General features: G+C 55.4%; 15 protein-coding genes and 1 pseudogene. 4 read left to right on the forward strand and 12 right to left on the reverse strand.

Features of this window, described 5'->3' with window-relative positions; all coding sequences use genetic code 11:
- Positions 1–72: 72 nt before the first annotated feature.
- The 4 genes and pseudogenes from EL098_RS08640 to EL098_RS23705 all read right to left on the reverse strand — a co-directional run.
- Positions 73–1368 carry a PQQ-dependent sugar dehydrogenase gene (locus EL098_RS08640; RefSeq protein ID WP_126355854.1) on the reverse strand — a complete coding sequence of 432 codons (1296 nt, stop codon included), beginning with the start codon at positions 1366–1368 and terminating at the stop codon, positions 73–75.
- On the reverse strand, positions 1365–1787 hold the full coding sequence (locus EL098_RS08645) for a DUF2231 domain-containing protein (protein ID WP_126355855.1): 423 nt from the start codon (positions 1785–1787) through the stop codon (positions 1365–1367). Before EL098_RS08645 ends, EL098_RS08640 begins: the two co-directional genes overlap by 4 nt.
- A 223-nt stretch (positions 1788–2010) precedes the next feature.
- Positions 2011–3996 carry a pyrroloquinoline quinone biosynthesis protein PqqF gene (pqqF, locus tag EL098_RS08650; RefSeq protein ID WP_408609122.1) on the reverse strand — a complete coding sequence of 662 codons (1986 nt, stop codon included), beginning with the start codon at positions 3994–3996 and terminating at the stop codon, positions 2011–2013.
- Position 3997: 1 nt separating this feature from the next.
- Positions 3998–4186, reverse strand: a pseudogene (locus EL098_RS23705) (insulinase family protein); the annotation flags it as partial.
- Here EL098_RS23705 and EL098_RS23655 point away from each other — a divergent pair.
- A complete protein-coding gene (locus tag EL098_RS23655) occupies positions 4139–4270 on the forward strand; it encodes a hypothetical protein (RefSeq protein ID WP_269462199.1) in 132 nt (43 codons plus the stop codon). The pseudogene EL098_RS23705 and the gene EL098_RS23655 sit on opposite strands and share 48 nt — an antisense overlap.
- A 17-nt stretch (positions 4271–4287) precedes the next feature.
- Here the strand turns inward: EL098_RS23655 and pqqE are convergent, their stop codons facing one another.
- The 8 genes from pqqE to znuC form a co-directional block, all read right to left on the reverse strand.
- Entirely contained in the window at positions 4288–5433 is a 1146-nt protein-coding gene (gene pqqE, locus EL098_RS08655; RefSeq protein WP_126355856.1) for a pyrroloquinoline quinone biosynthesis protein PqqE, read from the reverse strand.
- Positions 5420–5701, reverse strand: a complete 282-nt coding sequence (gene pqqD, locus EL098_RS08660; RefSeq protein ID WP_126355857.1) for a pyrroloquinoline quinone biosynthesis peptide chaperone PqqD — start codon at positions 5699–5701, stop codon at positions 5420–5422. The genes pqqE and pqqD overlap by 14 nt, the downstream gene beginning before the upstream one ends.
- A gap of 1 nt (position 5702) precedes the next feature.
- Positions 5703–6458 (reverse strand): pyrroloquinoline-quinone synthase PqqC, encoded by a 756-nt coding sequence (gene pqqC, locus EL098_RS08665; RefSeq protein ID WP_126355858.1) that lies wholly within the window; start codon positions 6456–6458, stop codon positions 5703–5705.
- Entirely contained in the window at positions 6455–7381 is a 927-nt protein-coding gene (gene pqqB / locus EL098_RS08670) for a pyrroloquinoline quinone biosynthesis protein PqqB (RefSeq protein WP_126355859.1), read from the reverse strand. Before pqqB ends, pqqC begins: the two co-directional genes overlap by 4 nt.
- 48 nt (positions 7382–7429) lie before the next feature.
- Entirely contained in the window at positions 7430–7507 is a 78-nt protein-coding gene (pqqA, locus tag EL098_RS08675; RefSeq protein WP_126358390.1) for a pyrroloquinoline quinone precursor peptide PqqA, read from the reverse strand.
- A 151-nt stretch (positions 7508–7658) separates the two neighbouring features.
- Positions 7659–8684: a dipeptidase gene (locus EL098_RS08680; protein ID WP_126355860.1), complete on the reverse strand. Its 1026-nt coding sequence runs from the start codon at positions 8682–8684 to the stop codon at positions 7659–7661.
- Between the two features lie 115 nt (positions 8685–8799).
- The gene (znuB, locus tag EL098_RS08685) at positions 8800–9585 is read right to left on the reverse strand and encodes a zinc ABC transporter permease subunit ZnuB (RefSeq protein ID WP_126355861.1); all 786 of its coding nucleotides are present in this window, start codon (positions 9583–9585) and stop codon (positions 8800–8802) included.
- Positions 9585–10337 (reverse strand): zinc ABC transporter ATP-binding protein ZnuC, encoded by a 753-nt coding sequence (znuC, locus tag EL098_RS08690; protein WP_126355862.1) that lies wholly within the window; start codon positions 10335–10337, stop codon positions 9585–9587. Before znuC ends, znuB begins: the two co-directional genes overlap by 1 nt.
- 79 nt (positions 10338–10416) lie before the next feature.
- Here znuC and znuA point away from each other — a divergent pair, with 79 nt between their 5' ends.
- The 3 genes from znuA (at position 10417) to lpxM (ending at position 13803) form a co-directional block, all read left to right on the forward strand.
- Positions 10417–11361: a zinc ABC transporter substrate-binding protein ZnuA gene (znuA, locus tag EL098_RS08695; RefSeq protein WP_126355863.1), complete on the forward strand. Its 945-nt coding sequence runs from the start codon at positions 10417–10419 to the stop codon at positions 11359–11361.
- 15 nt (positions 11362–11376) lie between these two features.
- Positions 11377–12699 (forward strand): murein DD-endopeptidase MepM, encoded by a 1323-nt coding sequence (gene mepM, locus EL098_RS08700; RefSeq protein WP_126355864.1) that lies wholly within the window; start codon positions 11377–11379, stop codon positions 12697–12699.
- A 123-nt stretch (positions 12700–12822) separates the two neighbouring features.
- Complete coding sequence (lpxM, locus tag EL098_RS08705) at positions 12823–13803, forward strand: lauroyl-Kdo(2)-lipid IV(A) myristoyltransferase (RefSeq protein ID WP_126355865.1); 981 nt, start codon at positions 12823–12825, stop codon at positions 13801–13803.
- Positions 13804–13857: the final 54 nt, after the last annotated feature.

The raw sequence follows: 13857 nt of genomic DNA on the forward strand, positions 1-13857 counted from the left end.
ACGTTTACCGGCAGCCGCCCCTCGATAATCTGAGAGGGCGGCTGCGGCCTGGCGGAGAGAAGCCAATAAAGGCTACTTCAGTGAGCTAACCCGCCAGATTGCGTTTCCTGCATCGTCGGCAATCAGTACCCCGCCTTCACTATCGGTTGCCAGGCCGACAGGTAAGCCGCGCACCTGTTTCTCGTCGTCGGTCAGGAACCCCGTGACTACCGGCTGGGGCTGTCCAACAGGCTTGCCGTTTTCAAATTTCACCCACACAACCTTATAGCCGTTTAACGGGGAGCGATTCCAGCTGCCATGCTCGCTGACGAAAGCGCCGCCCTGATACTGCGGCATATTGTCTGCGTTGTAAAACAGCAGTCCCAGCGGGGCAACGTGCGAGCTAAGCGCATAGTCTGGCTTAATGGCCTTCGCCACGAGATCGGGGCGCTGCGGGCGAACGCGATCGTCCACATGCTGCCCGTAATAGCTATAAGGCCAGCCGTAGAAGCCTTTATCCTGTACCGAGGTCATATAATCCGGCACCAGATCGGAACCAATTTCATCCCGTTCATTGACCACAGCCCACAGCTTGCCTGTTTTTGGCTCCCACTGAAGCCCCGTTGGGTTGCGCAGGCCGCTGGCGAAGATACGACTGGCGCCGGTGTTGGGGTCAACTTCCCACACAGCGGCGCGCATAAATTCGGCGCCCATGCCGTTTTCCGTAATGTTACTGTTCGAACCTACCCCCACATAAAGCTTGCTGCCGTCAGGGCTGGCAAGGAGCGATTTTGTCCAGTGATGATTAAGTTCGCCGCCCGGGAGCTCGGTAACTTCGACCGGGGCATCGCTGATGTGGGTTTGCCCCGTTTGATAAGGGAACTTGACCAGACTGTCCGCGTTCGCCACGTAGAGCGTATTGCCAATCAGCTGCATACCAAACGGCGCATTCAGGTGGTCAATGAAAAGGTGCTGCTCCCATTTACCGTTAACGTTTCGTAGCAGGGTGATGCGGTTGCCGCCGGCGCCGCCTTTTCCGGATGCTTTCTGGACGATCCCCATAATCAGTTCTTTAGGCGCGGTTTTGGGGTTAGGTACGCCGTTAGATTCTGCCACCAGCACATCGTTATTAGGCAGGACGTAAAGCTGGCGAGGATGCTTTAAATCTGCGGCGATTTTTTCGATTTTTAGGCCTTCGGCGACTTTAGGTTTTTCACCTTCTTTCCAAGCCGTTCCTTCCGGGACCTGCATTGGCGGCATGATGAAGTTTTTAGCCTGAGGGAGCTCGGGGTCCGGACCAATCTGTTTTTGTGGGTCGAGCGTCGAGCCGCTGTCGCAGGCGCTAAGCAATACAGCAAGGCTTATGGTACTGAGTAAACGGATTTTCATGGGCGACCTCCTTGTACGTTACGTTCACGCAGCGCCAGTTGTACGTTTGCAATCAACAGAAATACCACCACTAACGTCGATAACGTTACGCCAAGGGGCACTACAGCATAAGCATCACGGCTATGAATAAAGGCGTTTAAAATGGCCAGCACGATGGCGACGAGGGAAAGCCAGAAATGGAGCTTCTCGGCGGGTTTTGCGCCGCGGAACAGATAAATAAGGCTGGTGATTCTTGGCAGGATAGCTATAACAAGGCCCGTGGCGATAAGCCAGCTGGCCGCCTTGGTCCACATGACGATAAACGTTTGCAGATAGATAATATCAAATAGCCATGCGGCGAAAAAAAATCCCAGCGGTAGCGGCTCCAGTAATGCATACAAGGCTACGCCAAATACCGATCTTCCCGAATGATTATACATCGTCTTCCTCCTGTGACAGTTTTGACAAGATGCTTGAAAACCCGTTGTTTGAAACAGCGTTCGATTGAAGGTTAAATTTTAGTTATAAATGTTAATTATTGGGTGAGATAAGCAATTTTTAAGTAACAAAAATTTAGAATTTAGTTATTTCAAAATCTTGGACGCGCTTTTTTTGTAATAACCGATGGTTCATTTACCGCGTGATGTGGCGGAGGCATGGCTTTTACGGCCCGGTCACCAGTATTCGCCAGCGTCGGCGCTGCCGAAGAGATTGCAACAGCAGGCGTTCAATTTGTTCGGGTTCCAGACCGGCGATGGCGGTTGGCGTCAGGCAGGGCAAACCCTGCTGCTGGCGCAACCTTTGGGTTGCGATAGCTACATTACCGCCAGGGCTGCAGCATTCCCTGAGGGCCGTTTGTAGGGGCAAAATGTCGGTGATGCTCTGGGAACAAAGCTCGTTATGCATCTCCCGTAAAAAGCGTTTACAGTGACCAAGCAGTCTGCGCCAGGGGGTTGTTGGTGACTGTAACGCCAGCTGTAAGCCGTCAACATCCACCACGCGCTGGTAGCGTGCGGAGACTACATAACCGATTTGCTGCTTCACGCGTAAACGGTCGAAGAAAAGCGGCTCCATCAGCAGCGCCAGGGCACGAAGTGCGGCAAGGCTGGCATCATCACGCTGCGGTAGCGGAATAAACAGCAGAAGCGCTGAGTCTTCCCCACCACCGCCAGCATGCGTAATACCGCGTCGCAATTGTGGTGAGCAGGCCGGGCGAGGCGAGGGCGCGGCAAAGCTTGTTAATAACGGGGCCGCCCACTTTTGCAGCTGAATGTTTTCCCCGCACCAGGCGGCTAGCCATTCTGGTTTGCCATCAGCCTGTAAGAGTTGCCCTGGAAGGTCATGCAGCAGTTTTCGAATGGCAACATCTGGTGGGTTGTCTGCAAGCTGAGGAGATATTTCTGCCCGCAATACTTCCACCGCCTGCCGGAGACAGCTCATGGCCTCTGCCTGCGGGACAACAGGAAGGCCAAGTTCCAATTGCCAGACGCCGTCGACTTTGTGCCATCGGCCTCTTCCTCCGGCATGGCGAAGTGCTGCCAGAATGGGCCTCAATGCCCGCAGGCGCGTCAGGGCCCCCGCTTCATCATACGCTTGATAAAAAGTAGGTCTTAGCAGCAGCGTTTCAACGCAGGTTTGCAGGCTCTGTGCGGTAGCCAGCGGAGAATTAAATGTAAACGCTACTGCTGCAGGAAGAGCGGCGGCAGCAGGAGTCCAGGGCTGAGAACGCAGTTTGAATCCCTGGCTAAGATGCGTCTCGCCCGGAAGATTGCGCTGAGTCAGCAGGCGACTGTGAGGCTGATGCGGGATCGAGACGAGAAAATCTTTGACATGTTCGGGCGGGAACGAGGCTGGGGCGAAACTAAGCGCACGGCCTTGTAACTGCGCCAGCGGCGAGAGTGCAGCAAAATCTTCCTGCGCCAGCCGTGCATAATGCGACAGAATATTGAGACTGCTCACACCGATCTGGGACAGATATCGCCAGAAAAGAGATTCAATACGCCGGGTCATTTCTGGCGTGATTTTAGGCCCGCTAAAGCACAGGGCCAGCCAGCCGTGATGGGCGTCCTGCCATAGCCACTCCACGGCGAGTGATTCGCATAAGGTTTCTTCCCGCAGGTGTTCCATCAGGCCGCCGGGAGCTTCATCGAGACAAAATGCATTCAGCAGCGCAACGTGACTGCGGAGCAGGGGCTCGTCCCCCTCCAGCATCAGCGTCAGCCAAAAGCCCTCCTCAGCGTCAAGCTGGAGAAGGCGGTCTTCTGTCGGCGCGGGGAAATAGTTAGCCGCAGGCGCTTTGCTACCTTTGGGCAACAGAGCGCCATAGTGAGCGGCCAGCAGCTCGAGTTCATCAATCGGCTGCGGCCCCTGAAGCCACAGCGTCATCCCTGATGCGAGGTAGAAGCGGCGATGGTAGCGTCGTAATGCGGTTTGTAACTCCTCAAGATTATCGCCAAAAGCCGCACGGCTCCCCACCCGAAAACGCTGGTAGTGGGGCGGTAATTTTTCGAAAAGCGCCGCGTGGCTCAGCGTTTCCGGGTGGTTTTGCAGCAGCCGATATTCCGCTTCGATAACGGTGATTTCTTGCTGAATAGCCTGCAGGCTGAGTGAGGGGGGAGGCGAGCATATCGCACAGGCGGTGCAAGCCAGCCTCAAGGGTTGGCGGCGGAACTTGAAAAAAAAAGGCGCTGCGATTTAGCCGGGTGGTGGCATTGAGTTGCCCGCCCTGAGCCGGAACCCATGACATTAAGCCCTCGCGGGCGCTGAAGCCTTCACTGCCGCAGAACAAGAGATGTTCCATGAGATGGGCAAGTCCCGGCCACTCATCGTCTTCGTTCAGGCTTCCAGCCTCTACGCTTATCAGCGCGGCGGCCTGACGCGCATCAGGCTGATGATACAGTCGGCAAGTGAGGCCGTTCGCTAATTGCAGGCTTCGCGAGGTCATCCTGAGGCTTTTTGCTTAAAAATTAAGGCAGAGTTGGCGCGGTTGCGGAATTGTAGCTGCGCAATGTTGATGTCGCTGCAGCTGGCTTCGCCGCGGGCTTCGAGGATTTTGCTATGATGCGGCGATTTGCTGCATACCGGATCGGCGTTATCGGCATTTCCTGTCAGCATGAACGCCTGGCAGCGACAGCCACCGAAGTCTTTTTCTTTCTCGTCGCAGGAGCGGCAAGGCTCAGGCATCCAGTCATAGCCACGATAACGGTTAAACCCCAATGCGTTATACCAGATCTCCTCCAGGCTATGTTCCAGCACTGAGGGGAATGTGACAGGCAACTGGCGGGCGCTGTGGCAGGGGAGCGCGGTACCTTCCGGCGTGACGCTCAGGAAAATCGAACCCCAGCCGCCCATACAGCCCTTCGGGCGATCCTCATAATAATCTGGCGTAACAAACAGCAGGTTTGTCAGATTACCGCTGGCCTGAAGGCGTTCGCGATAAAGGGCTACCACCGCCTCGGCACGGGTTATTTGTTCGAGGGTCGGCAGCAGTCCCTGACGGTTAAGGTAGGCCCAGCCGTAAAACTGGCATGTCGCCAGTTCGACATCGTCCGCCTCCAGTTCGATGCACAAATCAATTATTTTATCGATTTGGTCAATGTTATGGCGGTGCAGCACAAAGTTCAGCACCATCGGGTAGCCGTGGGATTTGACCGCTTTTGCCATGGCCAGTTTCTGCTGAAACGCCTTTTGGGAACCTGCCAGCGCCGCATTCAACGTTTCATCACTGGCCTGGAAGCTTATCTGAATATGATCCAGACCGGCGTCTGCGAAGGTGTCGAGTTTTTTCTCCGTCAGCCCAATGCCCGAGGTGATCAGGTTGGTGTAAAAACCAAGGTCGCGAGCGGCTTTGATAAGCTCAGGCAGATCCTTACGGGTCAGGGGTTCACCACCGGAAAAGCCCAATTGAACGCTCCCCATGGCCCGAGCCTGGCGGAAAACTTCGATCCACTGTTCGGTGGTCAGCTCTTTATCCTGCTGTGAAAAATCCAGCGGGTTAGAACAGTATGGGCACTGGAGGGGACAGCGGTAAGTTAGCTCCGCCAGCAGCCACAGGGGCGGCGCGATGGCCGATTTATTCAGGGTCACGATATAAAATCCATTTTTGCTCTACTGCGGAGTGGAGAAAAGCTTTTACGTCATCATCAACGCCGCCAGCTTCCGGAAACCGCAAATTGAGGGTGGAGATAATGCTGGCTACGTTCTGCTTACCTGTCACCAGCTCGAGAATGACGGCAGCGCTTTCATTAAGTTTTGCCATCCCTTCGGGATAGAGAACAACGTGGCTATTTTGGGCCGGCTCCCACTGCAGGCGATAACCGCGGCGGAAGGTGGGGATTAGATTATCGATTGTCATGCTATATCAGCCTCGTGTGGTGCCATTCCGCGCGTTCGGTAACCGTGTGGTAAGGTGGGCGTTGCAGGGTGTATGCCATGGTCATGGCATCAAGCATGGTCCAGAGAATGTCGAGCTTGAACTGAAGGATCTCCAGCATGCGATTCTGCTGTTCCGCAGTCGTGAAGGTTTCCCGCGCCAGCGCCAGGCCATGTTCCACGTCACGGTTTGCCTGGCTCAGGCGGCTGCGGAAATAAAAATAGCCCTCTTCTTTGATCCACGGATAATGCTGCGGCCAACTGTCGAGACGAGATTGGTGAATTTGCGGTGCAAAAAGTTCGGTCAACGAGCTACAGGCCGCTTCCTGCCAGCTTGCCCGGCGGGCAAAGTTTACGTAGGCATCCACCGCGAAACGGACGCCCGGCAGAACATGCTCTTCGGATAATAGGGCTTCTCTTGTAAGGCCTACGGCCTCGCCCAATCGCAGCCATGCTTCGATACCGCCTTCAGCCCCTTGGCTACCGTCATGATCCAGAATGCGCTGAACCCACTTGCGGCGCGTCGCAGGATCCGGGCAATTGGCCATAATGGCCGCATCTTTTAGAGGAATGCTGGTCTGGTAATAAAAGCGGTTCGCCACCCAACCCTGAATCTGCTCCTGCGTTGCTTCCCCGTTATGCATTGCAATGTGGTAGGGGTGGTGAATATGGTAAAAAGCCCCTCTGGCACGCAGCGCCTGCTCAAAAGCGTCCGGCGTTAATGCTTCGGTAATCTTCACAATAGTGACTCCTCGAGATGAATCAACATGCCGTCCCGGCTCACCTCAATGCCCCGCTGCGTCAGAAACTGACGCTGCGGCGACCGCTCGTTAAGGATGGGATTAGTGTTATTGATATGGATAAGGATCTTGCGCTTTGCGGGAAGAGAGGCAAGCAGCGCGATAAGCCCCTTCTCTTCGGCTAACGCCAGGTGGCCCATGGCCTGGCCAGTATTTTTCCCCACGCCAGCGGTGAGCAATTCGTCATCGTGCCAGACCGTGCCATCAATCAGCAGGCAGTCTGCTTTCTGCAACCACGGCATAATGACCTCATCCGGCTGCCCCAGCCCGGGAGCGTACAGGAGGCTCTGACCGTTAGCGGTATTTTCGATAAAAAGCGCGACGTTATGCCCGGGTAACGGACGATCGCGCCAGGGAGAGTAGGGCGGTGCGTTGCTGAGGATCGGAATGGCAGTGAACTGAAGGCTGCGGCACACATCCACCCTAAACGACTCCAGAGGGGTTAGCGCGCGGTGCTTAAGCCCGCCATTCCAGTGCTGCAGCATGGTAAAAATCGGGAAGCCGCTGGTGAGGTCAGCGTGTACTTCAGGGGTGCACCAGACTTGATGCGGACAGCCCTCACGCAGGCTCAATAAGCCAGTGGTGTGGTCTATCTGGCTGTCCGTCAGAATGATGCTGCCGATGGCGGTGCCGCGCAGCACCCCTTTTTTGACCAATTCTGGCGTGCGGGCAATTTGCTGCCCGATATCCGGCGAGGCGTTACACAACACCCACTCTTCGCCGTCATCGCTGATGATAATAGAGGATTGGGTGCGAGCCTCAGCCTGAAGGGTACCCCTGCGCAGGCCGCTGCAATTTTCGCAGTTACAATTCCATTGCGGAAAGCCGCCGCCCGCCGCCGAACCGAGAACTTTAATAAACATGAGAGAGACCGGCAATGAAAAGCCCGCACGAATGGCGGGCGAAAGGGTTTAGCGGTTCGAGATGTAAAGCGTGACTTCCAGCCCAAGACGCAGAACGGTAAATTCAGGTTTTTTCCACTGAGACATAACTTCTCCTTAATCAATCTGAAATGAGCAGCCTGTTTTGCAAAGGGTAGCTGACAATTGCCCCAGGAGATGATCCCCTGGTCGCGATTGGCACTACAGTGTTGCCAGAATGTAAATTCTTGAGCAACCCGGCAAAAGTAAGCATATTTATCTATGCTCCCCAACTCTGCCGTAACACGCGCTGCCAATTACCCCAGGCAAGTTTTTGAATCGAGTTTTCAGCATAGCCCAAAGTTCGCAATAGCGCATAAAGCCGGGGTAATCCGGTAACATCTTCCAGCTCGTCGGGCACGCAGACGCCGTCAAAATCGGATCCCAGACCGACATGCTCAACGCCCATTTGAGAGATTAAGTATTCGATATGGTTAACAATCTGTATCAAAGCTGTGTCGCTGTCGCGTTTTCCATCGCTACGTAAAAAGGCGTTACCGAAATTCACACCCACTATCCCGCCGCTGTCCCGGATGGCGTGTAGCTGGTCATCTGTCATGTTTCGCGGTTGGGCGCAAAGGGCATGGGCATTGGAATGGGTGGCGACAAGCGGGGCAGTGGAGAGGCGCGCGGTATCCCAGAATGCCTTCTCGTTCATGTGTGAAACATCAACGACCATCCGGAGGTGATTGGCTTTGGCAATAAGATTTTTTCCTGCCTCGGTGAGCCCCGGGCCGCTATCAGGCGAGCCGGGAAACGCCCCGGTCACGCCTTCGCCAAAAAGATTGGGCAGGTTCCAGAAGGGCCCGATACTTCGCACACCTGCCTCCCAAAAGGCTTGCAAAACGTCACCGTTCGCATCGAAACCGTCAGCACCTTCTATGTGCGCAACCATTGCCAGCGCACCCTCGGCACGACAGGCGGCTATATCTTCTGTGGTCAGACATAACCGTGCGTGTCCGTCGGCATTAGCGACCAGCGCTTTGAGGATATCGAGCTGCTGCCAAAGGATCTCGAGCGGTTGCCATTTTGCGTGCGCATACTGCGGCGCCACTTCCTTTATGTAGCGTTGTGGCGGGACAAAAAGTGCGAAGAGTCCGCCGGCGAAATTGCCTTGCTGCATTCGTGGGAAATCAAGATGACCTTTTCTGACACCGCTAAAAAAAGCCCGAACCGGATCGTCACGGTGGCGCAACCATAAATTAAGCAGCAGGTCATTATGACCGTCGAAAGTATAGGGAAACATAGCCTTAGCCAAATGAAAGCACGTGCAGCTATGTTAGGTCTGAAGACGTGATTTGGCCAAACCGTTGCGCACCTTACGGTAAACGGTTCGGCCTTTGTCGGGCAGTTATTCGGGACTATGCAGGCTGTTTCTTCACCATGCTTAGAACAAACAATCCTGCGGCGACCAGCACAACGGACGGGCCAGCGGGTGTATCGTATAGCGCCGAGAAGGCAAGCCCACCGGTCACCGCCAGGATGCCAGCCAGCACCGCAAAGCCCGCCATTTGCTCCGGGGTACGCGCGAATCGGCGCGCCGTTGCGGCAGGGATAATCAGCAGCGAAGTAATGATCAGCGCGCCAACAAACTTCATTGCCACGCCGATAGTTAACGCCGTCACCAGCATCAGCAGCATTTTGACGCGCTGCAGGTTTACGCCATCGACGTGGGCCAGGTCCGGGCTGATGGTCATCGCCAGCAGGCTACGCCACTGCCACGCCAGCACGCCAAGCACCACCACAACGCCAGCGGTAATGGAAATAATATCCGGCAGCGTTACCGACAACAAATCGCCAAACAGGTAGGCCATCAGGTCAACGCGCACGTTCGACATCAGGCTGACCACCACAAGGCCGAGCGACAGGGCGCTGTGCGCCATAATGCCGAGCAGGGTATCGATGGCGAGGTGAGGGCGCTTTTCCAGCCACACCAGGCCTATCGCAAGCAGCAGCGTTACCGCGATAACAGCATAAAATGGGTTAACGTTTAGCAGCAGACCGAACGCTACGCCAAGTAACGAAGCGTGGGCCAGCGTATCGCCGAAGTAGGACATGCGGCGCCAGACCACAAACGACCCGAGTGGTCCCGCCGCACAGGCGAGCAAAATCCCGGCCAGCCAGCCGGGTAACAACAATTCAAGCATTACTGTCCATTCCCTCTGCGCAGAACGATGCGACCCTGCAGATCGTGACGATGATTATGGTGGTGGCGATAGATGCCCAGCTGTTCGGCGCCGATAGGGCCAAACATTGAGATAAATTCAGGGTGGGTAGAGACAACTTCAGGCGTGCCGGAGCAGCAGATATGGTGGTTAAGGCATAGCACTTCATCGGTTTTCGCCATGACCAGGTGAAGATCATGAGAGACCATCAGCACCGCGCAGTTTAGCTCGCGGCGAAGCTGGTCGATCAAATTGTAAAGCGCCAGCTGGCCATTAACGTCCACGCCCTGGGTGGGTTCGTCCAGCACCAGAAGGTGAGGTTCGTTAAGTAGCGCACGAGCCAGCAGGACACGCTGGTTTTCACCGCCGGAGAGTTTTTGCATCGGGGCATGAATCAGGTGTGCCGCCTGCACGCGTTTCAGCGCCGGGAGAATGTCTGCTTTTTTCACGCCGGGACGCAGGCGCAGAAAACGGCTCACCGTCAGGGGCAGCGTGGCATCCAGGTGCAATTTTTGGGGCACATAGCCGATGCGCAGATGCTGGTCGCGCTTGATAACGCCTTTGTCCGGCGTGACCAGCCCGAGTACAACCCGTACCAGCGTCGATTTCCCTGCGCCGTTAGGCCCGAGCAGCGTAAGAATACGGCCAGGCTGTAGCGCAAGGGAGATATCGGACAGCACGCGACGCTGGCCAAAAGAGACCGAGATATTTTCCAGTTCTACCAAATTTGTCATGACAATTTCAGGGGTTGCATAAGTTAACGAATGTTATAATATCACAATTACTCTGGTTATCACGATGATAAGTTGCATTATGTTACATAAAAAGACACTTCTTTTCGCTGCATTTTCTGCTGCCCTTTGGGGCTCTGCCGCCACCGGCGCCAGCGCCGCCGTCGTTGCCTCCATTAAACCCCTCGGCTTTATCGCCTCGGCCATCGCTGATGGGGTGACGAGCACGGAAGTATTGCTGCCTGATGGCGCCTCTGAGCACGACTACGCTCTGCGTCCGTCTGATGTAAAACGCTTACAGGGCGCGGACTTAGTGGTTTGGGTCGGGCCTGAGATGGAAGCCTTTATGCAGAAGTCGGTGCGCCAGCTTCCTGAGCAAAAGCAGCTTGAACTGGCCGCGCTGGCCGGCGTCAAACCTTTGCTGATGAAAGGCAGCGACGACGACGACCACGACCACGGTGATGAGCATGCTCACGGGACAAAGAGTGATGAAGATCACCATCACGGCGAATACAACTTGCACATTTGGCTCTCCCCAGAAGTGGCGCGGCTGTCAGCGGTTGCAATCCACGATAAATTAGTGGAACTTATGCCCGAAAATCGAGCCAAACTTGACGCCAACCTGAAAGATTTCGAGTCAGGCTTAGCCGACGCGGACAAACAGGTAGGTTCCGTGCTGGCACCGCTGAAAGGAAAGGGGTATTTCGTTTTTCATGACGCCTATGGCTACTTTGAAAAACACTACGGTTTAACGCCGCTCGGCCACTTTACCGTTAACCCTGAAATACAGCCTGGTGCGCAGCGTTTACATGAAATCAGAACACAGTTGGTTGAGCAAAAAGCGGTTTGCGTTTTTGCTGAACCACAATTCAGGCCAGCGGTAATCAACGCCGTTGCCAGAGGCACTAATGTTCGCTCCGGCACTTTAGATCCTCTCGGCATTGAAGTCGCACTCGGGAAAAACAGCTATATGCAGTTTATGACCGGCCTTGCGAACCAGTATGCGAGCTGCCTGAAAGGAGATTAACGAGGAAGTGAATACGTGCAACAGATAGCCCGCTCTGTCGCCATGGCATTTGACAATCTTTCACGACCCCATCGCGTTATGCTGGGGTCGCTTACGGTTCTCACTCTCGCGGTCGCGGTATGGCGACCGTCCATTTACCATCCCCAGTCCAGCCCGATGTCTAAGACCATCGAACTGGAAAAAAACCAGATTCATTCGCTGCTGCCCGAGGCCAGTGAACCTCTTGACCAGTCCCCGGACGCCGAAGATGACACCCTTCCTCAGGATGAGCTGGATGAAAAAACGGCCGGCGAAGCGGGCGTTCATGAATATGTAGTCTCTACCGGCGACACGCTGAGCAGCATTCTGAATCAGTACGGTATCGATATGGGCGATATCAGCCAGCTCGCCTCGGTGGACAAAGACCTGCGTAATCTTAAAATCGGTCAGCAGCTCTCCTGGACGCTGACCGCCGATGGCGATCTGCAAAGATTGACGTGGGAAATGTCGCGGCGTGAAACGCGAACCTATGACCGCACCGACAACGCCTTCAAAATGAGCAGCGAAACCCAGCAGGGCGATTGGGTTAACAGCGTGCTGAAGGGCACCGTAGGCGCCAGCTTTGTTTCCAGCGCGCGTGATGCTGGCTTAACCAGCGCTGAAATAAGCTCAGTTATCAAGGCAATGCAGTGGCAGATGGACTTCCGTAAGCTGAAAAAAGGCGATGAGTTCTCGGTACTGATGTCCCGTGAAATGCTCGACGGCAAACGCGAGCAAAGCCAGCTGGTGGGCGTGCGTTTGCGCAGCGACGGCAAAGATTATTACGCCATTCGTGCGGAAGACGGTAAATTCTACGATCGCAACGGCTCAGGCCTGGCAAAAGGCTTTATGCGTTTCCCAACCGTGAAGCAGTTCCGCGTTTCCTCGAACTTCAACCCGCGCCGCCTCAATCCCGTGACGGGCCGCGTCGCGCCGCATAAAGGCGTTGATTTTGCGATGCCGCAGGGAACGCCGGTGCTGGCCGTCGGTGACGGTGAAGTGGTGATGGCGAAGCGCAGCGGCGCTGCGGGATTCTTCGTTGCTATCCGTCACGGCCGCACCTATACCACCCGCTATATGCACCTTAAAAAGCTGCTGGTGAAACCGGGTCAAAAAGTGAAGCGCGGCGATCGCATTGCCCTTTCCGGCAACACCGGGCGTTCTACTGGCCCACATCTGCACTACGAAGTATGGATTAACCAGCAGGCGGTTAACCCGCTGACGGCGAAACTGCCGCGTTCTGAAGGCCTGACCGGGTCAGACCGAAGCGACTATCTGGCGCAGGTGAAAGAGGTGCTTCCGCAGCTGCGCATTGACTGATTTAGCCGCATGATGAAAAGCCGGTACCCGTGACCGGCTTTTTCTTTTGTCTGTCGCTCGTCGCCCCGCTAAAATAACGATAAATTCGTCTCGCCAGGCCGCTGGCGACCTATTGAGAGCCGCATGGAAAAAGCAAAAAAAAACCACAGTGAGTTTATCCCTGAATTTCAAAAAGCCTTTCTGCACCCGCGTTACTGGGGCGCATGGCTTGGCGTAGGCGCGTTTATCGGACTGGCGCTTCTGCCTCCGGGACTCCGGGATCCTTTGCTGGGGAAAGTGGGGCGCTTAGCGGGGCGTCTTGGGAAAAGCGCCAGACGTCGCGCGCAAATTAACCTGCTTTACTGCTTCCCGGAGCTGCCGGAAGACCAGCGTGAGGCCATCATTGACCGCATGTTTGCTACCGCACCGCAGGCGATGGTGCTGATGGCTGAGCTGGGCCTGCGCGATCCGAAGAAAGTGATGAAGCGCGTCGACTGGCACGGCAAAGAGATCGTTGATGAGATCCGGGCGCAAGGGGAGAACGTGATTTTCCTTGTACCGCACGGCTGGGCGGTAGATATTCCGGCAATGCTGATGGCTTCCGAAGGCCAGAAAATGGCCGCAATGTTCCATAACCAGGGCAACCAGCTGTTTGACTATGTCTGGAACACCGTGCGTCGCCGTTTCGGTGGCCGTATGCATGCCCGCAACGACGGTATCAAACCGTTTATCAGCTCCGTGCGTCAGGGCTACTGGGGCTACTATCTTCCGGATCAGGATCACGGCCCGGAACACAGCGAGTTTGTCGATTTCTTTGCCACCTATAAGGCCACGCTGCCGGCGATTGGCCGTCTGATGAAGGTATGCCGAGCGCGCGTGATCCCGCTGTTCCCGGTTTATAACAGCGAAACCCACCGGCTGGATATTTTTATCCGCCCGCCGATGGATGACCTGATGGAGGCCGATGATCACACCATCGCCCGCCGCATGAACGAAGAGGTGGAGCTGCTTGTTGGCCCGCACCCTGAGCAGTACACCTGGATCCTTAAGCTCTTAAAGACCCGCAAAGAGGGCGAGACAGAGCCTTACTGCCGGGACGAATTGTTCCCGAAGAAGAAAAAATAGCTTTCTCCGCCCTGCTAAAAACCGCGCCGCAGCATACCCGGCGCGGTTTTTTTA

The sequence above is a fragment of the Cedecea lapagei genome, assembly GCF_900635955.1.
Lineage (GTDB): Bacteria > Pseudomonadota > Gammaproteobacteria > Enterobacterales > Enterobacteriaceae > Cedecea > Cedecea lapagei.

Excerpts from the sequence above, each read along its gene's own strand:
- EL098_RS08640 (WP_126355854.1), bottom strand. The coding sequence starts at position 1,368 with ATGAAAATCCGTTTACTCAGTACCATAAGCCTTGCTGTATTGCTTAGC.
- EL098_RS08645 (WP_126355855.1), bottom strand. The coding sequence starts at position 1,787 with ATGTATAATCATTCGGGAAGATCGGTATTTGGCGTAGCCTTGTATGCA.
- EL098_RS23655 (WP_269462199.1), top strand. The coding sequence starts at position 4,139 with ATGTTCCATGAGATGGGCAAGTCCCGGCCACTCATCGTCTTCGTTCAG.
- pqqD (WP_126355857.1), bottom strand. The coding sequence starts at position 5,701 with ATGACAATCGATAATCTAATCCCCACCTTCCGCCGCGGTTATCGCCTG.
- pqqB (WP_126355859.1), bottom strand. The coding sequence starts at position 7,381 with ATGTTTATTAAAGTTCTCGGTTCGGCGGCGGGCGGCGGCTTTCCGCAA.
- pqqA (WP_126358390.1), bottom strand. The coding sequence starts at position 7,507 with ATGTCTCAGTGGAAAAAACCTGAATTTACCGTTCTGCGTCTTGGGCTG.
- EL098_RS08680 (WP_126355860.1), bottom strand. The coding sequence starts at position 8,684 with ATGTTTCCCTATACTTTCGACGGTCATAATGACCTGCTGCTTAATTTA.
- znuB (WP_126355861.1), bottom strand. The coding sequence starts at position 9,585 with ATGCTTGAATTGTTGTTACCCGGCTGGCTGGCCGGGATTTTGCTCGCC.
- znuC (WP_126355862.1), bottom strand. The coding sequence starts at position 10,337 with ATGACAAATTTGGTAGAACTGGAAAATATCTCGGTCTCTTTTGGCCAG.
- znuA (WP_126355863.1), top strand. The coding sequence starts at position 10,417 with ATGTTACATAAAAAGACACTTCTTTTCGCTGCATTTTCTGCTGCCCTT.
- lpxM (WP_126355865.1), top strand. The coding sequence starts at position 12,823 with ATGGAAAAAGCAAAAAAAAACCACAGTGAGTTTATCCCTGAATTTCAA.